This window comes from Reichenbachiella sp., from assembly GCF_965233835.1.
Classification (GTDB): Bacteria; Bacteroidota; Bacteroidia; order Cytophagales; family Cyclobacteriaceae; genus Reichenbachiella.
In genome coordinates this window covers 55,009-75,767 of record NZ_OZ247585.1, presented here as the reverse complement: position 1 = coordinate 75,767, position 20,759 = coordinate 55,009, and the positions used below count along the sequence as shown (strand labels likewise).

The window sequence follows — 20,759 nt, the reverse complement described above, 5'->3', positions numbered from 1 at the left end:
AAGTGCGTTGTGATCAACGACCTGAAATCAGAAACTGCTAGCTAATTGAGTGATTCGAGGATAGACTGGTTATGGAAGATAAAAAATAATTCTCAAAAAAAGAATTCAGAGATTACGGCTTACTAAAAACAAAGCCATTGGGGATAATGACAATAATTAATACTTAGACGCTAGTTGGTCTTAATACAAATTACCTGTATCGTGTAGTGTCTTCAAGATCTCTTTGAGAACCATGCTCAAATTGATACTTCATTACACCCAGATAAAGGCTCATAAGAAACGAGAGAATAAGAATAGAAATTACCATAGCTATTAAATAATTTATATAACAAGGTTAGCAAAGACTGCATTTTGAATCTTGTCAACTTTATTTAATATCCTGCCAAGTTTTTTGTTTGAGCCTCAGTGCTAAATTATTTATGTAGTCATCCTCTTTAAAAATTCATCTTTTCTTTTGGGCGACAAGTTGATCATACTTTCATCAGTCATAAGTATATACCCTCCTTCCGATTTAACGTACTTTTTCACTTCTTTCAGATTAATCAAATGACTATTATGTACTCTCATAAATTGTTCAGATGCGAGGAGTTCTTCATATTCCTTGAGATGTTTACTAACCAGTATAGAAGTACCATCCTTAAAATTGAACTTGGTATAGGAGCCATTGGCATCACAGGAAACGATATTTTCCTCTTGGATAAACTCCAATCCGTCGTTTGTTGCCAAGCAAATTTTGCGAGCGTGCCCTTGGTTTTGTACGTGATCTAGTAAAATGTCTTTTTGTTGCTGTCTGATTAATTCGCCTTTTTTTTGCCTGCATTTTCCTACTGCTGCTTGCAATTCTTCAATGCCAATAGGCTTGAGCAAGTAATCGATCGAACTGAGTTTTATGGCTTTGATGGCATATTGGTCAAAGGCCGTGGTGAAAACCACATCGAAGTCCAGATCCTTTACTTGATCTAATACTTCAAAACCAGTTCCGGGTTGTAATTCTATGTCAGAGAATACAACGTCAGGTTTTGTGCTCCGGATGAGCTTTACACTTTCGTTGACGCTCGCTGCTTCACCAATGATCTCTACGTCCGTGCAGTAGTTTTGAATCAAATTTTTTAATGCCTCTCTGCTATGCTTCTCGTCTTCTATGATGATGGTTCTAAGCTTTGTCATTCTTCTTTGTGGATTAAAATTGTCACGAGGGTTCCGCTACCTGACGAGTCTATGGTAAGCAGTTTTTGATCAGTAAACCGTTTTAGAGCGTCAATCCGCTGCGCGGTAACTGCGCTGCCCCTGCTTGGCCTGGACTCTTCTTTGGGTGTAGAATACCCGACACCATTGTCCTCAATAGTGATCCTGACGTATTCTTCAAGGTCATCAAATCTGATTGCCAACTGCTTTTTACCTGATTTGGGCATCAGGCCATGAAGGATGGCATTTTCTATATACGGTTGCACCAATAACATGGGAACCTCGTGTTGATAGAGGTCGAGCGAACTGTCAATTTCAAATTGATATTCGAAGCTGTCGTCAAACCTGAGTGATTCTAATTCTACATATATTTTCAACAATTCTATTTCTTCATGGAGTATCAAATTGGCATTGATTGAACTTTCCAGTACCTGACGTAATAGTTTAGAAAATTTTGATAGGTAAGTGAGTGCTGACTGCTCGTCTTTGTTGGTAATAAAATGTTGAATGGAATTGAGCGAATTGAAAATAAAATGAGGATTCATTTGAGCCCTAAGCATTCGTTTCTCTAACTCACTATTCATGATTTCAATTTCTTCGTTCTGTTTTGAAATCAATTCGTTTTTTTCTGCAAGTAGCTGATTCGACTTTCTTTTTGTTGAATATCTAAAGTAAAGTGTGCTGGCACTAAACAAGAGCATCAAAGCGATGGCTAGCAAGTACAGTTGTCGCTTCTCTCCTAAACGTAAGTTGGCATTGAGTAATTTCAGTTCCAGCTCCTGGGTAGATATTTCTTGATCCTTCACATACACCTCATGTTTGATTTGAAGGTTTTGTAATTCTCGTACCTTGGTTTCATTCAATATGCTGTCTTTATAAGACATGGCTGCAATCAAGTGATTCATGGCATCTCTTAACATTCCTGCACCTTTATAAACTTCGAAGGCCTGCAAATGTGCTTCTTTAACCTGCTTGAGGTTGCGGCTGTTTTTCAGGGTGGCTATATTTTTTTTAGAGTAACGGATGGCCTGATTAAGGTTACCTCTCTTTTGTTCCAATTTGGCCAAATTGTGGTAGACAATAGCCTCGTCACGCTGCAGCGATAAGTTTGTAGCTAGTGTCAGGGCTTTCTGTAGGTATTCTTCTCCATCGTCATATTTACCCAGTAAGACGTAGCAGTTGCCAACATTGGAATAAGTGTTGCAAAGTTCAATCTTTTCGTCTTTGTCTTGTAGACTAAGTGATTTTAGGAATTTGTTCAGTGCGGCTTGATAATCTTTTTTGTTGAAATCAATCACTGCGAGGTTAGCAAGGACCGTTTGCTCTACTGAGGTTTTATCGTCTCCTTGATAAGTGTTCAATGCATTATTATAACTTTCTACAGCTTTGTTCTGATCACCCATCAGGTCATAGAGAACGCCCAGGTTGCTGTAAGTAGAAGACGGTCCACCTTTGAGATCGAGTGAGTCCACCAGTATTAGGCATTTTTGATAATAGCTGAGCGATGTGGGGTAATCACCTATCCGTTTGTGGATGATTCCCATGGCGTTGTACACATGGCGTACTCTATTATAATCTTCCAATTCTACGGCCTTGCTCTTGCAGCGATTGAGTACTTGGATAGCCTCTAGATAATCCCCAGCCATACCATAAGTAAGCCCTAGGTTATATAGGCCTTTTATCTCACCTTGTCTAAACCCAGATTTTTCGGCTAATGTGATGCCTTGGTTCGCATATAATATGGAAGAATCCTTATTATACGACCTGAATATTCTGGAGAGTTCTCGCAGTGTCTCCACCTTTACCGAATCATTCGGGGCGTTGGCAATGGATAGTTTCAAACTGTCTATTGTCACGTTTTGGCCCGGGAGGTTGACACAAGTCAAAGTTGAGAGTAGTAGAGTAATGAAAAGCCAGCGGATAAGAAACTTCATAAATTCTAATTTAATGGAATTTCAACCTTGATGCATGAATTTACTTGCCCTTTCGTAAGTTTTGAGGGCTTCTCGTAGGCGTATTCAATGTTGCTGTCATGGTATTCATTGCATTGTTTCACAAGTTTTTCCCAGGATGCATAGTTGGTACGGTATCCAGATGATGTACCAGAGGATGAATGGTAGCTGATTTGGGTTGAAAAGATCAAATGGTTTTTTTTGAATTCAAAATGAAGTTGTATTTTCATTCTATGTTGTTCACCCCCGATATGAGATTCAATTATCTCTTCTATCAAATTTAAAAGTAGAAAGGAAGGAACAGAGGTCTTCTTGCTATCAATACAGTCTTTGGGGGCTATTACATATTCGAACCGATCATCATACCTAAGTTTTTGAAGGTTTAAATAGTTTGTCAGAGCATGTATCTCATGATCAAGTACCACTTCATTTTTGTTGATTTGATTGGTAATGTATCTCAATACCTTGCCAAATAAGCTTAGGTAATCCAACGCTGCTCTGTGATTTTCTATAGATAGAAAATATTGAATGGCATTTAGGGCATTAAAAATGAAATGAGGGTTTAGCTGTGCTTGCAGTGCTTGCAGCTTTAACTGAGCCATTTGTTCGCTTATTCTCAATGCTTCCTTTTCTTTTTCGAGGAGAATTTTATCGGCTCGAAGCTGACTGATCTTGATGGCACATATGCTTGCGACAGCTGAGAGTACTTCCTGGTGCTGAAAATTGAAGTAGTTTTTTTCTGAATGCTCGCAATCAATCACGCCTATCACTCGGTCATTCAATTTGATAGGAACACATATTTCAGATAATCTCTGCTTATCATCTATGATGTATCTATCGTCCTGGCTTGTATCCTTAACGAGAAGAGGCTTACCGAATTTTGCCACATGTCCTGTGATGCCATTTCCCACTGGAATATTGAGTGGAGTGTTTATTTGATCTTCGTCGTTGCATTTGGGCCCGTGGGCTGCTTTTTGTACGAGCAATTGATTGCCGGTGTCGAGGAGGTACACCACACAATCTTCAAAGCCTAGATAGGATATGCAGTTTTTAGTCAAACTCCAAATGACCTCTTCTTCTGTTCGTTTGTTTAGTAGTAAAAGAGAGAAGTTGATAAAGATGTCCTGAATCTGATCCTTACTATAAACTTCTTGAAGTTTTCTTACGCTGCTCATTGGGTAACTATTAAATCAAAGAGCCATTTATCATATGGACAAATGGCTCTTTTCACACACTGTTTAATCTCTTTTGGTGACTGTAATTAGGATGAAGGGGTCTCCATTGGTTGAAGTGGAGCTCAAGATCAGCATTTTCTCGCCTTCACTTTCTAGCATGGCCGCTACAAAATTGGTGCCTAGGCCATCGGAATGTGTGATGTCGCCATCGAGTAGGCCGTTGTTGATAGCGTCTACTCTAATAGAAACTGGTTCCTTTGCTTCTAATTCACCCGTAACGATATCGTTAATTTTGCTCGCTTTACCTAAGATGACATTGCCCTCATCCTTGAACACCAAATGAACTGGTACGATGGTTTCCTCTTCGTTGGCGGGCATATAAGCAAACCCTACCATGTCGGCATCCACCAAGTCATTAAATTCATAAGCTCCAGACTGTTGTACGGCTAGGACCCCGCCATTGCCTTCTCCTCTGTCTATCATCATCACACCTGCTCCAGTAAATTGACCCTCTATAGCAGTGGCTCCGTCGCTCATGATCTTAATTGCGCCGTTGTCCTGGCATTCTGCCACAGGCAGCCCTTGAATAGTAGAAGTTGATGTACAGACACCTTCGTTGGCGCAATCTAGAGAGTAGCCCTCACCGCTAATGGCAAACCCATTGCCATTGTCAACAAAGCTAGCTACACCATAAGCCTCTTCGGTTACAGGATCATATGCTTCCATATTGCCTGGGGCTACCATGATGTAGTTGTAATCTCCAGGTACATCATTACATTCACCTGTTGCAACGGCAGCAATCAAATCGCCTTTGATGCTTCCTTCAGGTTTAATGATCATCGTCATATTAGGCAGGTTCATGGCAAAGAAATATGCCGAACCATCTTCTGGAATGTCTCCGTTTGAAGGCGTTGATTTGTTGATTGTACACTTTAGATAGCCAGACGGCAACGTGATAAAAGTTCCTTCTACGGCGATATCATCTGAAGTATCGTCGAAAGTGCCATGGTCCCATGTGGTTGAAAAGGTCATGTGGTTATAGTCTAATACCCAATCCCAAATATCTCCAGGTGCTTGAGTCCCTTTGTAGTGTGACACATTTGGGTCCGAAGTTGGATTAATATCAGTATCCTCTTCGTCGTTGCATCCAAATACTATTGTAAGTGCCAAAATAGAAATCCAAAAATTATTTGTCTTCATTGTCTTATTTGTTAGTTCTGAACAATGATCAATGGATTTTGATTAATAAGAAGTGGTCAATTGATGGATGCCCAGTTTCAATTGATGAATGAGATATGTGAGTGTAAATTGACGCTGGGGAAAACCAAAGAGATCGCTTCTCGATAACTATCGGGACTAGCAGGCTTTGTGTGCACTCTGAAGGATCGGTCCGTCATACGGCGAATCCTCTTGAGGGTGTGCGGATAGCTATTAACAAAAAAGACCGCCATTTCTAGCAGCCTTTTTGTGCACACGGAAGGATTCGAACCCTCAACCCTCGGAGCCGAAATCCGATATTCTATCCAGTTGAACTACGTGTGCAAATAGTATTGAGTAGCTAGTATTTAGTAGAAAGAACAAAGTCTCAATACTAAATACTAGTATCTCACTACTTATTATATCAATTCCTTCACTTTAGCAGCTGCATCTTTCAATACAATTGCTGAGTAAACTTTCAATCCTGATTCTTCGATGATCTTAGCACCTTCTTCAGCATTAGTACCTTGAAGTCTTACGATTATTGGAATATTGATCTCTCCAATGTTTTTGTAAGCTTCTACCACACCGCTAGCTACTCTGTCACATCTTACAATACCACCGAAGATGTTAATTAAGATAGCCTTCACATTCGGGTCTTGCATGATGATTCTGAATCCAGCTTCTACCGTTTGTGCATTAGCAGACCCGCCAACATCTAGGAAGTTAGCAGGCTCTCCACCAGACAATTTGATGATGTCCATAGTCGCCATGGCCAATCCGGCACCATTTACCATACAGCCTACATTACCTTCAAGCTTCACGTAGTTTAAGCCAGACTTAGCAGCTTCTACTTCCGCAGGATCTTCTTCTGTATAGTCTCTTAGTGCAGCGATGTCCTTATGTCTGTACAAGGCATTGTCGTCGATATCAACTTTAGCATCTACCGCCAATATTTTATTGTCAGAAGTTTTCAACACAGGGTTGATCTCAAACATAGATGAATCCGTCGCTTCGTAAGCTTTGTATAGCGAGAAGATGAATTTCACCATGCCTTTGAAAGCATCACCTTCAAGCCCAAGCGCGAAAGCTACTTTTCTAGCTTGAAAAGCCTGTAAGCCAACCGTAGGGTCGATCCATTCTTTGATGATTTTCTCTGGAGTTTCTTCCGCCACAGTTTCAATGTCCATTCCGCCTTCGGTAGAAGCCATGATCACATTGCAGCCTTTGGCTCTGTCAAGTAATATTCCTAAATAGAATTCACTTGGCTCAGACTCTCCTGGATAATAAACATCCTGAGCAATTAAAACTTTGTTCACTACTTTACCTTCTGGTCCAGTTTGGTGCGTTACCAATGTGCCCTTTAAAATATCTCCAGCTTTTTGCGGAACCTCGTCAAGGCTTTTCGCTAACACTACACCGTTAGATCCGGTTTCGTTAACTTTTCCTTTTCCTCTTCCTCCGGCATGGATTTGTGCCTTTACCACATACCATTCTGTGCCAGTCTCCGCATTCAATTTCTTTGCAGCAGCTTGTGCTTCTTCAGGAGTTTCAGCTACAATACCTTCTTGTATTGTTACTCCGTATCCTTTGAGTATTTCCTTCGCTTGATATTCGTGAATGTTCATATCCTAAATGTTTTTGTGTCCCGTCGGGATGCCTTTGGCGCGAAGCTACAGCAATACCATGGCATTTTCAAGTCGAATCCAAGGTCGGTGCGTCTTAGTATCATATTTATTCAATAAAATCTTTAATTTGGGGTGACACTCATTTCAAGCAATCATAGATTGAAACAAAATTCCCTCTCATATAGAATATTTAGTGCGTCCATTTTGTACTTCATAGGTACCCTATTCATATTCTCACTTTACCGTCTATATAATGAAGAATACTTGGTACTTATAGTCTATGTGCTGGGTATGGGAATAGGAGGTTATGTCTATAGGTTGTTAAAAAAAGGAAAGCATCTCAATTTTATTGTAATGCCTTCCCTGCTTCTATCATTGGTTTTTGGCGCTTTTTTTTGGTTCAAAGATGGAGGGACGAGTGGTAGCGGATTGATATTTTTCACATTTATCCTAATAGCCACAATTGTTTCTCCCAAAAAGTATAGCAAATTAATGCTTGGTGTGGTCCTGGTCATACAATCTCTCTTGATCTGGGCGGATATTTATTTGCAAGATTTACCTATTTGGGGGGAGAGCCCAAATGTTACCGCCATGTATGCCATGGGAGTATTGGTTAATTTGACATTGGTGTGGATGCTCAAATACAATCATGACCAAAAAGAAGAGAAAATAGAGTTGTTTAGTCAAGGCCTTAGGGAATTGCATAGGTTAAATCTAAGACATGATTCGAACTTGGATGAAATATTAACTGATTACCTCAATTCAGGTACAGATCTATTAGGAATGCAAGCAGGAATGATTGTAGAAGTTAATAATGGTACACTGACAATTAGAAGCATAAATGAATCACCCGACTCTGCGCGGTTTTCAGTCGAGTTACTGTCTCTTAACGAGGGGATTCTCTTGGAGGTTTTTGAAAAAGAAAAAACCATATACGGAGCTAAAAACAACTCGAACCTAGCAAAACCTACAGGAACTTCTTCTAACTATTTTATAGCCTCTCCGATTCTTGTAAATAATGAAAAGTACGGAGTATTACTTTTCTCCGCACAAGAGGCTAAGCAAAAACGTTTTGAGGAATATGATATTGAAATTATGGAATTGATGGCTATCAATATTAGTCATTTATTGGATATGCAGGCTTGGAGTGAGCATCAGAAAAAGACAGACTTAGAGCTTCACCTTAGTGAAAAGAGATTCAAGACGATCTATGATTATGCCAACGTCGGCATCTGTGTATGCGATAGAAAAGGTATGGTACTTATGGCCAATCAGGCACTTCAGGATTTACTGGAGTATTCTGAAGCAGAATTATTGGGGGAGACTTTTTATTCTATTTCTGGAACAGATGATTTGACGGAAATGGATATGGATATTAAGCAATATGAGCAAATCATTCTTGGACAAATTGATCACTATACAATAGAAAAAAAGAATACAACAAAAAGCGGTCGGGAGATATTTATTAACAAGACCGTATCTACAGTCCGTGACGAGGAGGATAAAGTTAGATTTACTGTGATGATTGTTGACGATGTCACCAGCAGGAAATTGAATGAAAATAAAATTCAAAGCCTTAACCAGCAATTAGAAGTGCAAGTTGATAAAATGGAGATAACCAATAAGGAATTAGAGGCCTTTAGCTATTCTGTGTCCCATGATTTACGAGCACCGTTGCGAGCTATTGATGGTTTTTCCAAAATAATTCTCGAAGACCACGAGGATGAGTTTAGCGAGGAAAGCAAAAGGCTTCTTAATGTGATCATAAAGAATAGTGGAAAAATGGCTATGCTCATAGACGATTTGCTTGCATTTTCTAGAATTTCCCGAAAGGTTACAGAGTTTAAGCCTATTGACTTTGATGAACTTGTAAAAGGTATTATTGAAGAACAGGCTTTAGATAGTTCTATGTTTGAAATTAGTCGGTTACCACAAGCAAAGGGGGAACCTACATTAATGAAGCAGGTGTTTTCAAATCTAATTGGGAATGCTGTTAAATTCAGTAGTAATGAATCTCATCCCATAATTGAAATTGGGGTAGAAGAGAAAGGTCAATTCTTCGAATTTTTTGTAAAAGATAATGGGGTAGGTTTCAACATGGCCTACTATGACAAGGTGTTCGGTGTGTTTCAGCGACTACATACGGATGAAGAGTTTAAGGGAACCGGTGTTGGTCTGGCCATCGTTCAAAAGGTAATGATGAAACATAACGGAAAGGTTTGGGCAGAAAGTGAAGAAGGTGTGGGAACTACATTCTATTTCAGCCTACCCAAATAGAATTCAAAAATTGTAGATTAATAGTGGGTTGTTTATATTCATGATCTTATCGAAAGCAAAAACCAAATGCCTGATCAAATGGAAGCCGACATTGTTTTAGTCGAGGATAACCCTAACGACGCTGAAATCACTATACGCTCACTAAAGAAGCATCATTTGGCTAACAAATTGTTATGGTTGAAGGATGGCGTTGAGGCATTAGACTATTTGTTTGGCCGAAATCAATACGCCGACAGAAACGTCAACAATCTCCCACGGGTCATTTTTTTAGACTTGAAACTTCCAAAAGTAGATGGTACAGAAGTGTTGGAAGAAATCCGAAAAAATGAGATCACAAAAAAAATACCTGTAGTCGTATTAACCTCCTCTAAGGAAGAACAAGATGTGATGAAAACCTATGATTTGGGAGTCAACAGCTATATCGTAAAGCCTGTAGAGTTCGAAAACTTTGCTAAGGCTATTGCCGAGGTTGGTTTCTATTGGCTTATTACAAATACCACACCTAATAGTTAATTATAAACTTGAAAGACACTAAATTAAATATACTCATACTCGAGGATGTAGCTGAAGATGCCGAATTGGCTCTTTACGAACTCAAACGTGCAGGTTTTCAATTTGAATATCATCGGGTGGATAATCTAAAAGATTTCAAATTCAAGTTGTTTGACTTTCTGCCCCATGTGGTTCTTTCAGACTACAATCTTCCATCATGCAGCGCCATTGATGCTTTTGACCTTGTCAAGGAAATCAATTTACCATTCATAATTGTCTCTGGAATAATAGGTGAAGAGAATGCTGTCGAGGCTCTGAAGCTTGGAGTTACTGATTTGGTTTCCAAGGATAGTTTGTCGCGATTGCCCATTGTAGTAGAGCGTGCACTCAACGAGCAAAAAGTAACGCGTGAAAAAAAATCTGCGGAGCATGAGCTGATTTTGAATAAGGAGCGATTAGAACTGGCACTAGAAGGAACAGATCTAGGAATTTGGGATCTTGATTTTATGTCCAATGCCATTGTATATAATAATAAGAGCCTAGAAATTTTAGGATTTGATGCCGAGGATGCCATTCAGGATTTTAAATATTTTCAGAAGTATGATACAGACGAGCAGCAATATGTGGTTGATGCAATGAATGAACATATTGCTGGCAAGGCTCCATTCTTTGATCAGGAATTTTACGTGAGAAATAAAACTGGTGCAGTCAAGTGGGTATTAGCCAGAGGAAAAATAATCCGTCGATCTCTGAAAGGAGAACCTCTACGGGCATCAGGAACTTTGCTGGATATTACCGAGAAAAAAGTATACGAAGAGCAACTTCGGAAAAATCAATCTATTCTAGAAAATGCAGAGTCTGTAGCTCATGTTGGTAGTTATGAATGGAATGCTAAAGGCAATTCATTTGTGGTTTCTGCAGAGTTTCGTCGCATCTTCGAACTCACGGATGATGAGGAACTATCTGTTTTTAGGCTGATTAGAGAAACGATGCACGAACAGGATAAACCCTATTTTAAAGAAATGCTGGCCGGAAGAAAAAACTTCTTCGATATTGAGCATCGAATTGTTTTGGGCGAAGACTTGACAAAAATCGTGAGAAATACCGGAAATATCTCTGTTGGTAGTGATGGCAAAATCACCTCTGTACTAGGAGTGGTTCAGGATATCACTGAGCAGCGCGAGATCAGTAAATCCATTTATAACGCTCAACAATTCGAACGGAGCCGTATGGCACGTGATATTCATGACGGCATAGGCCAAATGCTGGTAGCTGCAAAATTTAAGTTATCTTCACTAGAGGCAAACTCTGAGGAGGAGCTTACTCGGAAAAAAGATGATGTAGAGGATTTGTTGGCAACTACTATTGAGGAAGTTCGTAGGGTATCAAGAAATTTATCTAACCGTCATCTCGAGGAATTCGGTTTGAGCAAGACTATGCACTATCTAATGGAGGAGATCGAAAACATGGGTGAGTTTGAGGTAGATTATGTGATAGATATTCCGGATGGCTATGATATGGAATTATCTAACACTATTTATAGAATTGCCCAGGAGGCAATAAACAATATTGTAAAATATGCCAAAGCCGAACAAGTTTCTGTTCGCATCGAAGCGGTAGATAAAAACATTGTACTCGAAATAAAGGACGATGGAATAGGCTTCGATACAGAAATTAAATGGAATGGTATAAAAAATATGAAAGAAAGAACATCTTTGCAAAACGGGCATTTTGAGATAACTTCTGTTCCCAAAAAAGGAACGGTAGTAAAATCTTGGTTCCCAATAAATAATTAAACCGCCATGTCAAAAATATCAATACTTGTAGTCGATGATCACTCTCTAGTTAGAGAAGGCGTTATTACCATGCTTTCTATTTATGATGATTTCACAATCATAGGTGAAGCAGAAAGCGGAGACGAAGCACTCCAGAAAATATCTGAGCAGGCACCAGATGTTGTATTGTTGGATATCAACATGCCAGGAATGAATGGTATTGAGACGGCTAAAAAAATCGGATCGGATCACGAAGGCGTAAAAATCATTATTCTTTCCATGGAAGTGACACAAGATCACATTTCAGAAGCTATCAAAGCCGGTGTTGCAGGTTATCTGGCAAAGGATACTAAAAAGGATATTTTGGCGGAGGCCATCCGAAAAGTAATGCAGGGAGAGCAATATTTTGGACAGAAAATTTCTCAGGTCATATTCAAGGGGTTCTACAACCAGAGTAAAGGTGAGCGTGTGGCCAATGAAAACAAGGATCTTAGTAAGCGTGAAGTAGAAGTGTTAAGGCAAATTGCTTCAGGCCTTTCCAATAGAGAAATTGCTGACAAACTATTTATCAGTATTCGTACGGTGGATGCACATAGAAATCACATCATGCAGAAGTTAGGATTGAAGAGTACGGCACAATTAGTGAAGTACGCCATCCGAGAAAAGATCATCGAATTGGACTAAAGCTGAGAAAAACTCTTAGAGAGAATAGGTAATCTTCCTATTGATACAAAAAATACTTAAATCCCCACTAGGGGATTTTTACTTTGGGGCGCTTCGGGTTAAAAATATTTGGTCGATTATTTTTCAACGCAATCTTGAAATAGTTCAATTGTAAAATTGAAAAACAGCCTCTAATGCGTTTTTAAATGTTTAATACTCCTAAAAATCTAATTAAGAAAAACCTCTATTTTTTCTGAATAGGATCTCATCTACTTTTGAATTGTAGTTAATCGTTAAGGCTTTTAGCTACCGTTTATTTGACCAGTTTTCAATCTAAACGATAAAGCTATGAAAGGATATTTTATAAGATCGTCACGTGTGACACCCTCCATTTACTTCAACCCTGGCAAAGGGATATTTGACATGAGAGGGAAGTCGAGTCCAGAAAACCCGCTGGCATTTTATAATTATGTGCTCGAAAGCTTAGACAGCTATGCCGAAAGTGGCACGGCTTCCATGACAGCCAACTTGGCATTTGAATATTTCAATACAAGTTCTTCTAAATGTCTTTACATTTTTATGAAGAAATTGTCCAAGATTGATGAAATGGGAAAAAAGGTAATAGTTAATTGGTACTTCGAAGATGGAGACGAAGATATGAAAGAAGCAGGAGAGGATTTGTGCAGTTTCTTCGATATGGAATTCAACTTCATGGAGATACCAGAGATCAAAGTTCTTGGAGAAGAAAAACAGTCAGCTTAATGACTTAAAGATAATGGGATAATACAGGTGGATTAAAAGGGTTGCTCTAGTAGCAGCCTTTTTTTATGCCCAAATTTTACTATTCCACTTCATATACAATTTAATCTTGATTCTTGGCTCTTGGTTCTCATGACTAGATTCTTATATTTGCTGCACAACAGATGACTCATGCTGCAGGCAAAAAATATTGTTAAATCTTATGGGGAGTTGCAAGTACTTAAGGGCATTGACCTGAGAGTAGAGACGGGTGAAGTAGTTTCAGTGGTTGGTGCTTCTGGAGCAGGCAAGAGTACCTTGTTGCAAATCTTAGGAACGTTAGATCAGCCGGACGGAGGATCTGTAGAAATCAATGGCCAAAATGTTTTTAAACTCAACTCAAAATCGTTGGCTTCCTTTCGTAATCAGGAGATCGGTTTTGTTTTTCAGTTTCATAATCTACTTCCTGAGTTTACCCTTTTCGAAAATATCTGTATTCCTGCCTACATTAATGGTAAAAATGGCAAAGGACTAGCAGATTATGCTGGTCAGTTGATGGAGCTGCTGCACATTGAGCACCGCCGAGATCACAAGCCTTCTGAGTTGTCTGGAGGAGAATTGCAAAGAGGGGCGGTAGCCCGTGCCCTGATCAATAAGCCATCATTGATTTTTGCAGATGAGCCTAGTGGAAACCTAGATTCGGTAAATGCTGAAGAACTGCACCACTTGTTTTTTCAGCTGCAGAAAGAACTCAACCAAACTTTTATCATCGTCACACACAATCAAGACTTAGCCGAAATGACTGATCGCAAGATCATCATTCAAGACGGACGAATCTCAAGTTAAACTTTTCAACTATGAATTTATCAAAGGGGGTGCAGTTTATGATCATCTCTACCTTCACCTTTGCTTTGATGAAAGTATGTGTGAAAATGATCTCACACATTCCAGCTATTGAGATCATTTTCTTTCGCTCTATAATCTCCATTGTTTTGTGTTCTTTTTTCTTTTGGAAGGATAAAATTAAGCCTTGGGGTTCTAACAGGAAGATTTTGATCCTCAGAGGAGTAGTTGGTTCCATCGCTCTAGCCTCATATTTTTATATACTCCAGCAGATACCATTAGCCGCAGCTGCCAGTATGCAATACATGGCACCTATATTCACCGCTATTCTTGGTGTTTTTATCGTGAAGGAAAAAGTGAGCGCAAAGCAGTATCTGTTTTTCTTTCTTTCCTTTTTGGGGATTCTAGTCATTCAAGGATTTGATGCTAGAATATCATTGATCCATTTGGTGATCGGGGTTGGTGGAGCGGTTTTTACCGGCCTCGCATACAATTGCATTCGTATCCTCAAAACTTCAGAGCACCCTTTGGTCATTATCTTCTATTTCCCATTGGTTTCCTTACCCTTGGCAGGACTCATTTCACTGTTCAACTGGGTAAACCCTGTGGGGTGGGATTGGTTGTATTTAATTCTAGTTGGGGTGTTTACTCAAATCGCACAGTACTTTATGACTAGGTCTTACCAATCAGAGGAACTCTCGAAAGTCTCGATAATCAACTATATGGGTATCATTTATTCCTTGGCGTTTGGCTTCATCATCTTTGGTGAAACCTACGAATTATTGAGTTATCTGGGTATGTTGTTAGTTATAGTTGGAATTATTCTCAACCTCAGATACAAGAAAGCTTGATCCTTTTCTCTGAATTAGTAATTTTGAAAATGAGACAGTCTTGATTCTTAAATCTTGACTCTAACATCTAAAATTTCATATGTCTGGACATAGTAAGTGGTCTACTATCAAGCGCAAGAAAGGTGCTGCCGATGCCAAGAGAGGGAAAATATTTACTCGGCTGAGTAAGGAGATAACTGTAGCTGTAAAAGAAGGGGGAGGAGGTGATCCCGAAGGTAATCCCAGATTAAGAATGGCTATCCAAAATGCCAAGGGTGCCAATATGCCCAAGGACAACATTGAGAGAGCTATCAAAAAAGGGCTCGGGGGCGACGCGAGTTCATATATAGAGCAGACTTTTGAAGGGTATGCTCCGTTTGGCGTAGCGGTATTTGTGGACTGCCTTACGGACAACCAAAACCGAACCGTGCAGGAAGTTCGAGCGGCCTTCACCAAGAATGATGGCAGCTTAGGAACCAATGGCTCCTTGGAGTTCATTTTTGATCGGAAGGGAGTATTTGCCCTTCCCGTTACAGAAGAAATGAATATCGAAGAATTGGAGTTAGAGTTGATCGATGGTGGAGCGGATGACTTTATAATTGAAGATGATTACTTAACTGTGATGTGTGCGTTGGAAGATTTCGGCAACCTCAATAAAAAATTTGAGGAGCTAAGCCTAGAACCTGAAAATGCTGAACTGCAGCGCATTCCAAATAATACAAAGGCCGTTGATGATGAAGGTTTTAAAAAAATCATGAAACTCGTCGACACCTTGGAAGACAACGATGATGTGCAGCAGGTTTGGCATAATCTGGAAGTGGGGGAAGGTCAGGAAGAGTTGTTGGGTTAATATGGAATGTCTAAAGTCTCCTTTTTAATTTTCCCATACTTCTTTTCAAAGCTGACCTTTTCTGATTCAATCAGTTGAGAGTAATTTTCTGCACAACGTACTTCACTCCAAAGTGAAAGGTTGTTGGAGACTCTTAAGCCACTATATATAGATTGCAGGATTAGTACGATAAGAAGGATCTTCTTTGCCCAGGGATTAAGACCTGCATGGTGATCATCTATCCATTTAAAGAGCGTCAAAAACACTAAAGCAAACATAGGCGCTAAATACCTCTCTGCAGTGTAAAAAGTAACTTGAAAATATGGGTGCAAGGCGAAGTAATATAGAATGAATGAAGTCGCTATAATGCCATAGATATCTAATGGGTTCTCTCGTAAGCTCAACATAGCGGTGAAACCTAGAAAGCCTATAACAAGAGCTCCTGCAACCAATCGGAATAGCAGGGGCATCGGATGTGGAATAAACCAAATGCTAAATCCTTCGAGGAAGCTGGCTAGGTTCTGAACCAATTGACCTAGAAATTGATCTATGCAAAGTAGTGAACTTCCTTGACTAAGTATTGCACTAAAATTGAATATCCATAGAAGGAAAAGTCCCACTAGTAATATGCAGGATGCTGCCGCCATCCATCTACCCTTTCCCGAAGGAAATATAAGCAGCCAGAAAAAAATGGGAAACGAAATAAAAGTACCTGCCAGTCGAATAGTGGGAAGCAGTAGAAATGCCAGAAGAGACGATGCCAACCAAAGGATTTGATTAGTCTTTAAAAACTGCTGTAGGGCAAAAAAAGCAACAAGCAATACCGCAGTGAAAAATGGCTCCGTCCAGAAAAAGGAATGAGTGAGATATAAGGGAGTGGCTAGTACTATTAGTGCATAGAAAAAATACCTCAGCCTTAGGGTGGATATTTCTTTACCCAAATGAAAAATCAAAATCAGCGAAACCCACAGACAAGCTAGATTTGCCCAGATCATGTTTTCGGCTCCCAGTAGCCTAATTAGAAGCGGAAAAGCAGGTGGTCTAAAGTTAAACCCCTCAGTTTTCCAGAAACCTTTGACATTTATCTCATCTGTAATATTGATATATAGAAATGAGTCGAAGGTAAATCCAAGCTCGCATTGATTAGCCCAAAAAAACAATGCTGAAGAAAGACATAATGCGATTGCTAAGAAAATCCAATTCGATTTTGTCTTTATGGAAAAATTGATAAACAAGGTTTAGCGGTCTAAGTACTGCCCTATGTGTGGTATCAACAAGATCCTTTGGGAGCACAAATGACAGTGCCATCCTGCAACTCACATTCCTCCATGCCATCCGGACAGTCTCTGCCGCTTTCGCAAGAACAAAAGAACAAAATGAAACATAGAGAACAGAGTAGAAAAATTGGCTTGTTAATCATAATAAATCGATCATAAAAATATGAAGATTGTAAAGTAATAAAAAAACCTCGATCCCGATTGTTATCGAGACCGAGGTTTCAATTTCATTAATTTCCTTGTTGGTGTTATCACCAACAAATCAACTTATCCAATCTTAGCAATCAAGTCAGCCGCTCTGTTAGAGTATCCAGCTTCGTTGTCGTACCAAGACGCTACTTTCACCATTTTACCGTTGGTAGAAGTGATACCAGCATCGAAGATAGAAGAGTGAGGATCACCAACGATATCAGAAGAAACGATAGGATCTTCAGTGTATTTCAAGATACCTTTCATTGGTCCTTCAGCAGCAGCTTTCATCGCAGCGTTTACTTCTTCTACAGTTACTTCTTTAGACAAAGTAGCGACCAAGTCAGTGATCGAACCAGTAGGCGTAGGAACTCTCATTGAGTTACCGTCCAATTTGCCATTTAATGCAGGCAATACCAATCCAACAGCCTTTGCAGCTCCAGTAGAAGTAGGTACCATATTCACAGCAGCAGCTCTAGATCTTCTCAAGTCACCGTGAGGTCCGTCTTGCAAGTTCTGATCAGCAGTATAAGCGTGGATCGTAGTGATATATCCTTGCTCTAGTCCGAAGTTGTCGTGCAATACCTTAGCGATAGGTGCTAGACAGTTAGTCGTACAAGAAGCGTTCGACATGATTTTTTCTTCACCAGTCAAAATTTCTTCATTTACACCCAATACTACAGTAGGGATGTTTCCTTTGGCAGGAGCAGAAATCACAACTTTCTTCGCTCCGGCAGTCAAGTGTTGGCTAGCGCCTTCTTCGTTTACGAATCTACCAGTAGATTCTAAAACTACATCTACACCCAATTTGCCCCAAGGCAAGTCAGAAGGAACTCTTTCAGCAGTGATCCCGATTTTAGTTCCGTTTACAATGATTCCGTCTTCAGCAGCCTCAACAGTTCCGTCGAATTTACCCTGAGTAGAATCATACTTTAATAAGTGTGCTAACGTCTTAGTATCAGTCAGGTCGTTGATTGCAACGACTTCCACATTTTCCTTTTTCAATAATGCTCTGAACGCAAGTCTTCCGATTCGTCCAAATCCGTTGATAGCAACTTTAATCATTGATTAATAATTTAGTGTGTGTTAAAAATTTTGGCAAAACTAATAGGTTGAACGACTAATTCAAATATTTGGTTCGTAAAGAAACCAACTGTTATTTGGATGTTTGTTAATTTTTCAACAGATAATATCAAGATATCATAATATTTATAGACTTTCGTTGAATTGATCGCAAAAAAAGCCATAGAAACCGGCGTAAACTGGTTCCATTCGAAAAATTGGAAGGTTTATAAATTTCAAAAAGAAATGTGGCAAGCCTATTTCGATTTGCCCAATGGCCTACTTAATGCGCCCACCGGCAGTGGTAAAACCTTCGCTTTATGGATTCCTGCTGCCGTAAAAGCCACAGCTTCGAAAGCACGAAAGAAGAAACTAAAAGTCATTTGGCTTACACCTCTAAAGGCATTGGCCAACGATATCAAGCTAGCACTAGAAGAGTTTAGTGACGCCAATGACCTGGGCTTGAATATAGCTATTAGAACCGGCGATACGTCTACCTCCGATCGAAAGAAAATAACGGACTCTGCACCTGATGCTTTGATCATCACTCCTGAAAGTTTACACTTGATGATGAGCCAGAAAAATGCTCCTAACTATTTCAGCGATTTGCAATGTGTCATAGTAGATGAATGGCACGAACTACTCGGATCCAAACGGGGCGTGCAGGTTGAATTGGCATTATCCAAATTACGGACCTGGTCAGATATGGGATTGAAAACCTGGGGGATATCTGCGACTGTCGGCAATATGGATGAGGCTTTATCAACACTCATCGGGCCAAATCAGACCGGTCAAATCATTCGAGCCAACATTCATAAGAAGATTAACATCAAATCGGTTATTCCGAAAAAGATTGAAAACTATCCTTGGGCAGGTCATTTGGGCATTCGTCTGATGAAGGAGGTGATGGATATTGTGAAGAAAAACAATACCACATTGCTCTTCACAAACACCCGCTCTCAGACTGAAATTTGGTATCAAGGAATAGTAGACAAATACCCGGAAATGATTGGACTCATGGCGATGCACCACGGTTCCATTGATAACGAAATCAGGCGATGGGTGGAAGATGCTCTCAACGCAGGAAAGCTGAAGTTAGTGATATGTACTTCTAGCTTGGATTTAGGCGTGGATTTTCGTCCAGTGGACATGGTCATACAGGTAGGTAGCCCGAAAGGTGTTTCCAGATTTTTTCAGCGCGCTGGCAGAAGCGGACACGGTCCAGGAGAAACAAGTCAGATGCGATTCGTCCCTACGCATGCATTGGAACTGATGGAAGCTACTGCGCTTCGCTCCGCCATTGATGATGATTTGTACGAACCACGAAAACCTCTGACGAATTGTATAGATGTACTTGTGCAGTATCTAGTGACCTTAGCTGTTGGGGATGGATTCTTTCCGGATCAGGTTTATCAAGAGATCAAGGCTACGCATTGCTATCAAGACTTGACCAAAGAGCAATGGCAATGGTGTTTGACTTTTATTACCACAGGAGGTGAGAGCCTGTCACAATACGAAGAGTTTTCCAAAGTAGAAATCTTGAATGGAGTTTATAAAGTCAATCGTCAGCGGACAGCTATGCGACATCGGTTGGGCATGGGCACCATCGTGGGAGACCCATCGCTCAAAGTACGCTTTCAGACGGGGGGCTATATTGGCACAGTCGAAGAAAGTTTTGTCTCTCGTCTTAATGCCGGCGATGTATTTTGGTTTGCAGGTCAGGCTTTGGAGTTTGTCCGACTCAAGGATCTCACCGTTGTGGTGAAAAAAGGCCGGAAGAAAAAGGGCATCGTGCCACGATGGGGTGGCGGGCGAATACCGCTTTCGTCTCAGCTTTCCAGACTGCTCCGACAGAAATTCGAATTGGCAGCGCAAGGTGTCTACGAATCGGTAGAAATGAAACGACTAAAGCCCTTGCTGGATTTGCAATCAAAACTTTCCATTATACCCGATAGCAAGACTTTACTTATAGAGAAGACTCAAACCAAAGAAGGATATCACGTGTTTGTGTTTCCATTTGAAGGCCGCGCAGTACATGAAGTATTGGCGGGTGTAGTGGCTTTTCGTATGGCCCAATCCCAGCCAATTACTTTTTCTATTTCTATGAATGACTATGGCTTTGAATTACTTTCAGACCAGGAAATTCCTATTGAAGACGCCTTGGAGCAGGATCTTTTTACTTCCAAGGATATTTTCTTCGACATATCCTCGTCTATTAATCAATCCGAAATGGCAAGAAGAAGGTTTCGTGATATTGCCACTATTTCTGGCTTAGTTTTTCAAGGACATCCGGGACAGCCCGTTCGAGGCAAGCATCTTCAAATGAATTCAGGGATTATTTACAAAGCACTGGCTGATTATGATCCTGATAATTTACTGTTGAAGCAGGCGGAAGAGGAAGTGCTTTCTCTACAATTAGAGCAAGAGCGCTTCTTGGAGTCTATGGGGCGTATCAACCAACAAAAAATTAAATTGATACGAACAACCCAACCCACTCCGTTTTCATTTCCTATATTAGTAGATGGCATGCGAGAGCGAATAAGCTCCGAGAGTCTAGGCGAGCGAATAGCCAAGATGCAGGTGAATATGGAGTAGCGCTTTCATTTTTTATGTCATCTCGATCCCGATAGTTATCGGGCGAGAGATC

At 40.1% G+C, this 20,759-nt stretch carries 16 protein-coding genes and 1 tRNA gene; 9 read left to right on the top strand and 8 right to left on the bottom strand.

Annotated features, from left to right (window positions below):
- Window positions 1-417: 417 nt before the first annotated feature.
- The 6 genes from ACO6S2_RS00340 to sucC form a co-directional block, all read right to left on the bottom strand.
- A complete protein-coding gene (locus ACO6S2_RS00340; RefSeq protein ID WP_422360527.1) occupies window positions 418-1,167 on the bottom strand; it encodes a LytR/AlgR family response regulator transcription factor in 750 nt (249 codons plus the stop codon).
- Window positions 1,164-3,119 carry a tetratricopeptide repeat-containing sensor histidine kinase gene (locus ACO6S2_RS00335; RefSeq protein ID WP_422360526.1) on the bottom strand — a complete coding sequence of 652 codons (1,956 nt, stop codon included), beginning with the start codon at window positions 3,117-3,119 and terminating at the stop codon, window positions 1,164-1,166. Before ACO6S2_RS00335 ends, ACO6S2_RS00340 begins: the two co-directional genes overlap by 4 nt.
- 5 nt (window positions 3,120-3,124) lie before the next feature.
- Window positions 3,125-4,312 (bottom strand): histidine kinase, encoded by a 1,188-nt coding sequence (locus ACO6S2_RS00330; protein ID WP_422360525.1) that lies wholly within the window; start codon window positions 4,310-4,312, stop codon window positions 3,125-3,127.
- A gap of 63 nt (window positions 4,313-4,375) precedes the next feature.
- A complete protein-coding gene (locus tag ACO6S2_RS00325) occupies window positions 4,376-5,512 on the bottom strand; it encodes a hypothetical protein (protein ID WP_422360524.1) in 1,137 nt (378 codons plus the stop codon).
- Window positions 5,513-5,780: 268 nt separating this feature from the next.
- A tRNA-Arg gene (locus ACO6S2_RS00320) sits at window positions 5,781-5,854 on the bottom strand.
- 74 nt (window positions 5,855-5,928) lie between these two features.
- Window positions 5,929-7,137, bottom strand: coding sequence for an ADP-forming succinate--CoA ligase subunit beta (sucC, locus tag ACO6S2_RS00315; protein ID WP_422360523.1), 1,209 nt, complete (start codon window positions 7,135-7,137; stop codon window positions 5,929-5,931).
- A gap of 159 nt (window positions 7,138-7,296) precedes the next feature.
- Here sucC and ACO6S2_RS00310 point away from each other — a divergent pair, with 159 nt between their 5' ends.
- The 8 genes from ACO6S2_RS00310 (at window position 7,297) to ACO6S2_RS00275 (ending at window position 15,605) form a co-directional block, all read left to right on the top strand.
- The gene (locus ACO6S2_RS00310) at window positions 7,297-9,414 is read left to right on the top strand and encodes an ATP-binding protein (RefSeq protein WP_422360522.1); all 2,118 of its coding nucleotides are present in this window, start codon (window positions 7,297-7,299) and stop codon (window positions 9,412-9,414) included.
- Window positions 9,415-9,492: 78 nt separating this feature from the next.
- Window positions 9,493-9,927 carry a response regulator gene (locus ACO6S2_RS00305; RefSeq protein ID WP_422360521.1) on the top strand — a complete coding sequence of 145 codons (435 nt, stop codon included), beginning with the start codon at window positions 9,493-9,495 and terminating at the stop codon, window positions 9,925-9,927.
- An 8-nt stretch (window positions 9,928-9,935) separates the two neighbouring features.
- Window positions 9,936-11,702, top strand: a complete 1,767-nt coding sequence (locus ACO6S2_RS00300; protein ID WP_422360520.1) for a PAS domain-containing protein — start codon at window positions 9,936-9,938, stop codon at window positions 11,700-11,702.
- A 6-nt stretch (window positions 11,703-11,708) separates the two neighbouring features.
- Window positions 11,709-12,365, top strand: coding sequence for a response regulator (locus ACO6S2_RS00295; protein WP_422360519.1), 657 nt, complete (start codon window positions 11,709-11,711; stop codon window positions 12,363-12,365).
- Between the two features lie 327 nt (window positions 12,366-12,692).
- Entirely contained in the window at window positions 12,693-13,106 is a 414-nt protein-coding gene (locus tag ACO6S2_RS00290; protein WP_422360518.1) for a DUF1987 domain-containing protein, read from the top strand.
- Window positions 13,107-13,274: 168 nt separating this feature from the next.
- Window positions 13,275-13,928: an ABC transporter ATP-binding protein gene (locus ACO6S2_RS00285; protein ID WP_422360517.1), complete on the top strand. Its 654-nt coding sequence runs from the start codon at window positions 13,275-13,277 to the stop codon at window positions 13,926-13,928.
- Window positions 13,929-13,939: 11 nt separating this feature from the next.
- Entirely contained in the window at window positions 13,940-14,776 is an 837-nt protein-coding gene (locus ACO6S2_RS00280; protein ID WP_422360516.1) for a DMT family transporter, read from the top strand.
- Between the two features lie 79 nt (window positions 14,777-14,855).
- Complete coding sequence (locus ACO6S2_RS00275) at window positions 14,856-15,605, top strand: YebC/PmpR family DNA-binding transcriptional regulator (RefSeq protein ID WP_422360515.1); 750 nt, start codon at window positions 14,856-14,858, stop codon at window positions 15,603-15,605.
- Here ACO6S2_RS00275 and ACO6S2_RS00270 read toward each other — a convergent pair.
- Together ACO6S2_RS00270 and gap are read right to left on the bottom strand one after the other, a co-directional pair.
- On the bottom strand, window positions 15,602-16,579 hold the full coding sequence (locus ACO6S2_RS00270) for a hypothetical protein (protein ID WP_422360514.1): 978 nt from the start codon (window positions 16,577-16,579) through the stop codon (window positions 15,602-15,604). The two genes, ACO6S2_RS00275 and ACO6S2_RS00270, sit on opposite strands and share 4 nt — an antisense overlap.
- Before the next feature lie 549 nt (window positions 16,580-17,128).
- Window positions 17,129-18,115, bottom strand: a complete 987-nt coding sequence (gap, locus tag ACO6S2_RS00265) for a type I glyceraldehyde-3-phosphate dehydrogenase (protein ID WP_422360513.1) — start codon at window positions 18,113-18,115, stop codon at window positions 17,129-17,131.
- Between the two features lie 162 nt (window positions 18,116-18,277).
- On the opposite strand from gap, the gene ACO6S2_RS00260 reads away from it, so the two are divergent.
- A complete protein-coding gene (locus ACO6S2_RS00260) occupies window positions 18,278-20,707 on the top strand; it encodes a ligase-associated DNA damage response DEXH box helicase (RefSeq protein WP_422360512.1) in 2,430 nt (809 codons plus the stop codon).
- The last annotated feature ends 52 nt before the right edge of the window (window positions 20,708-20,759 follow it).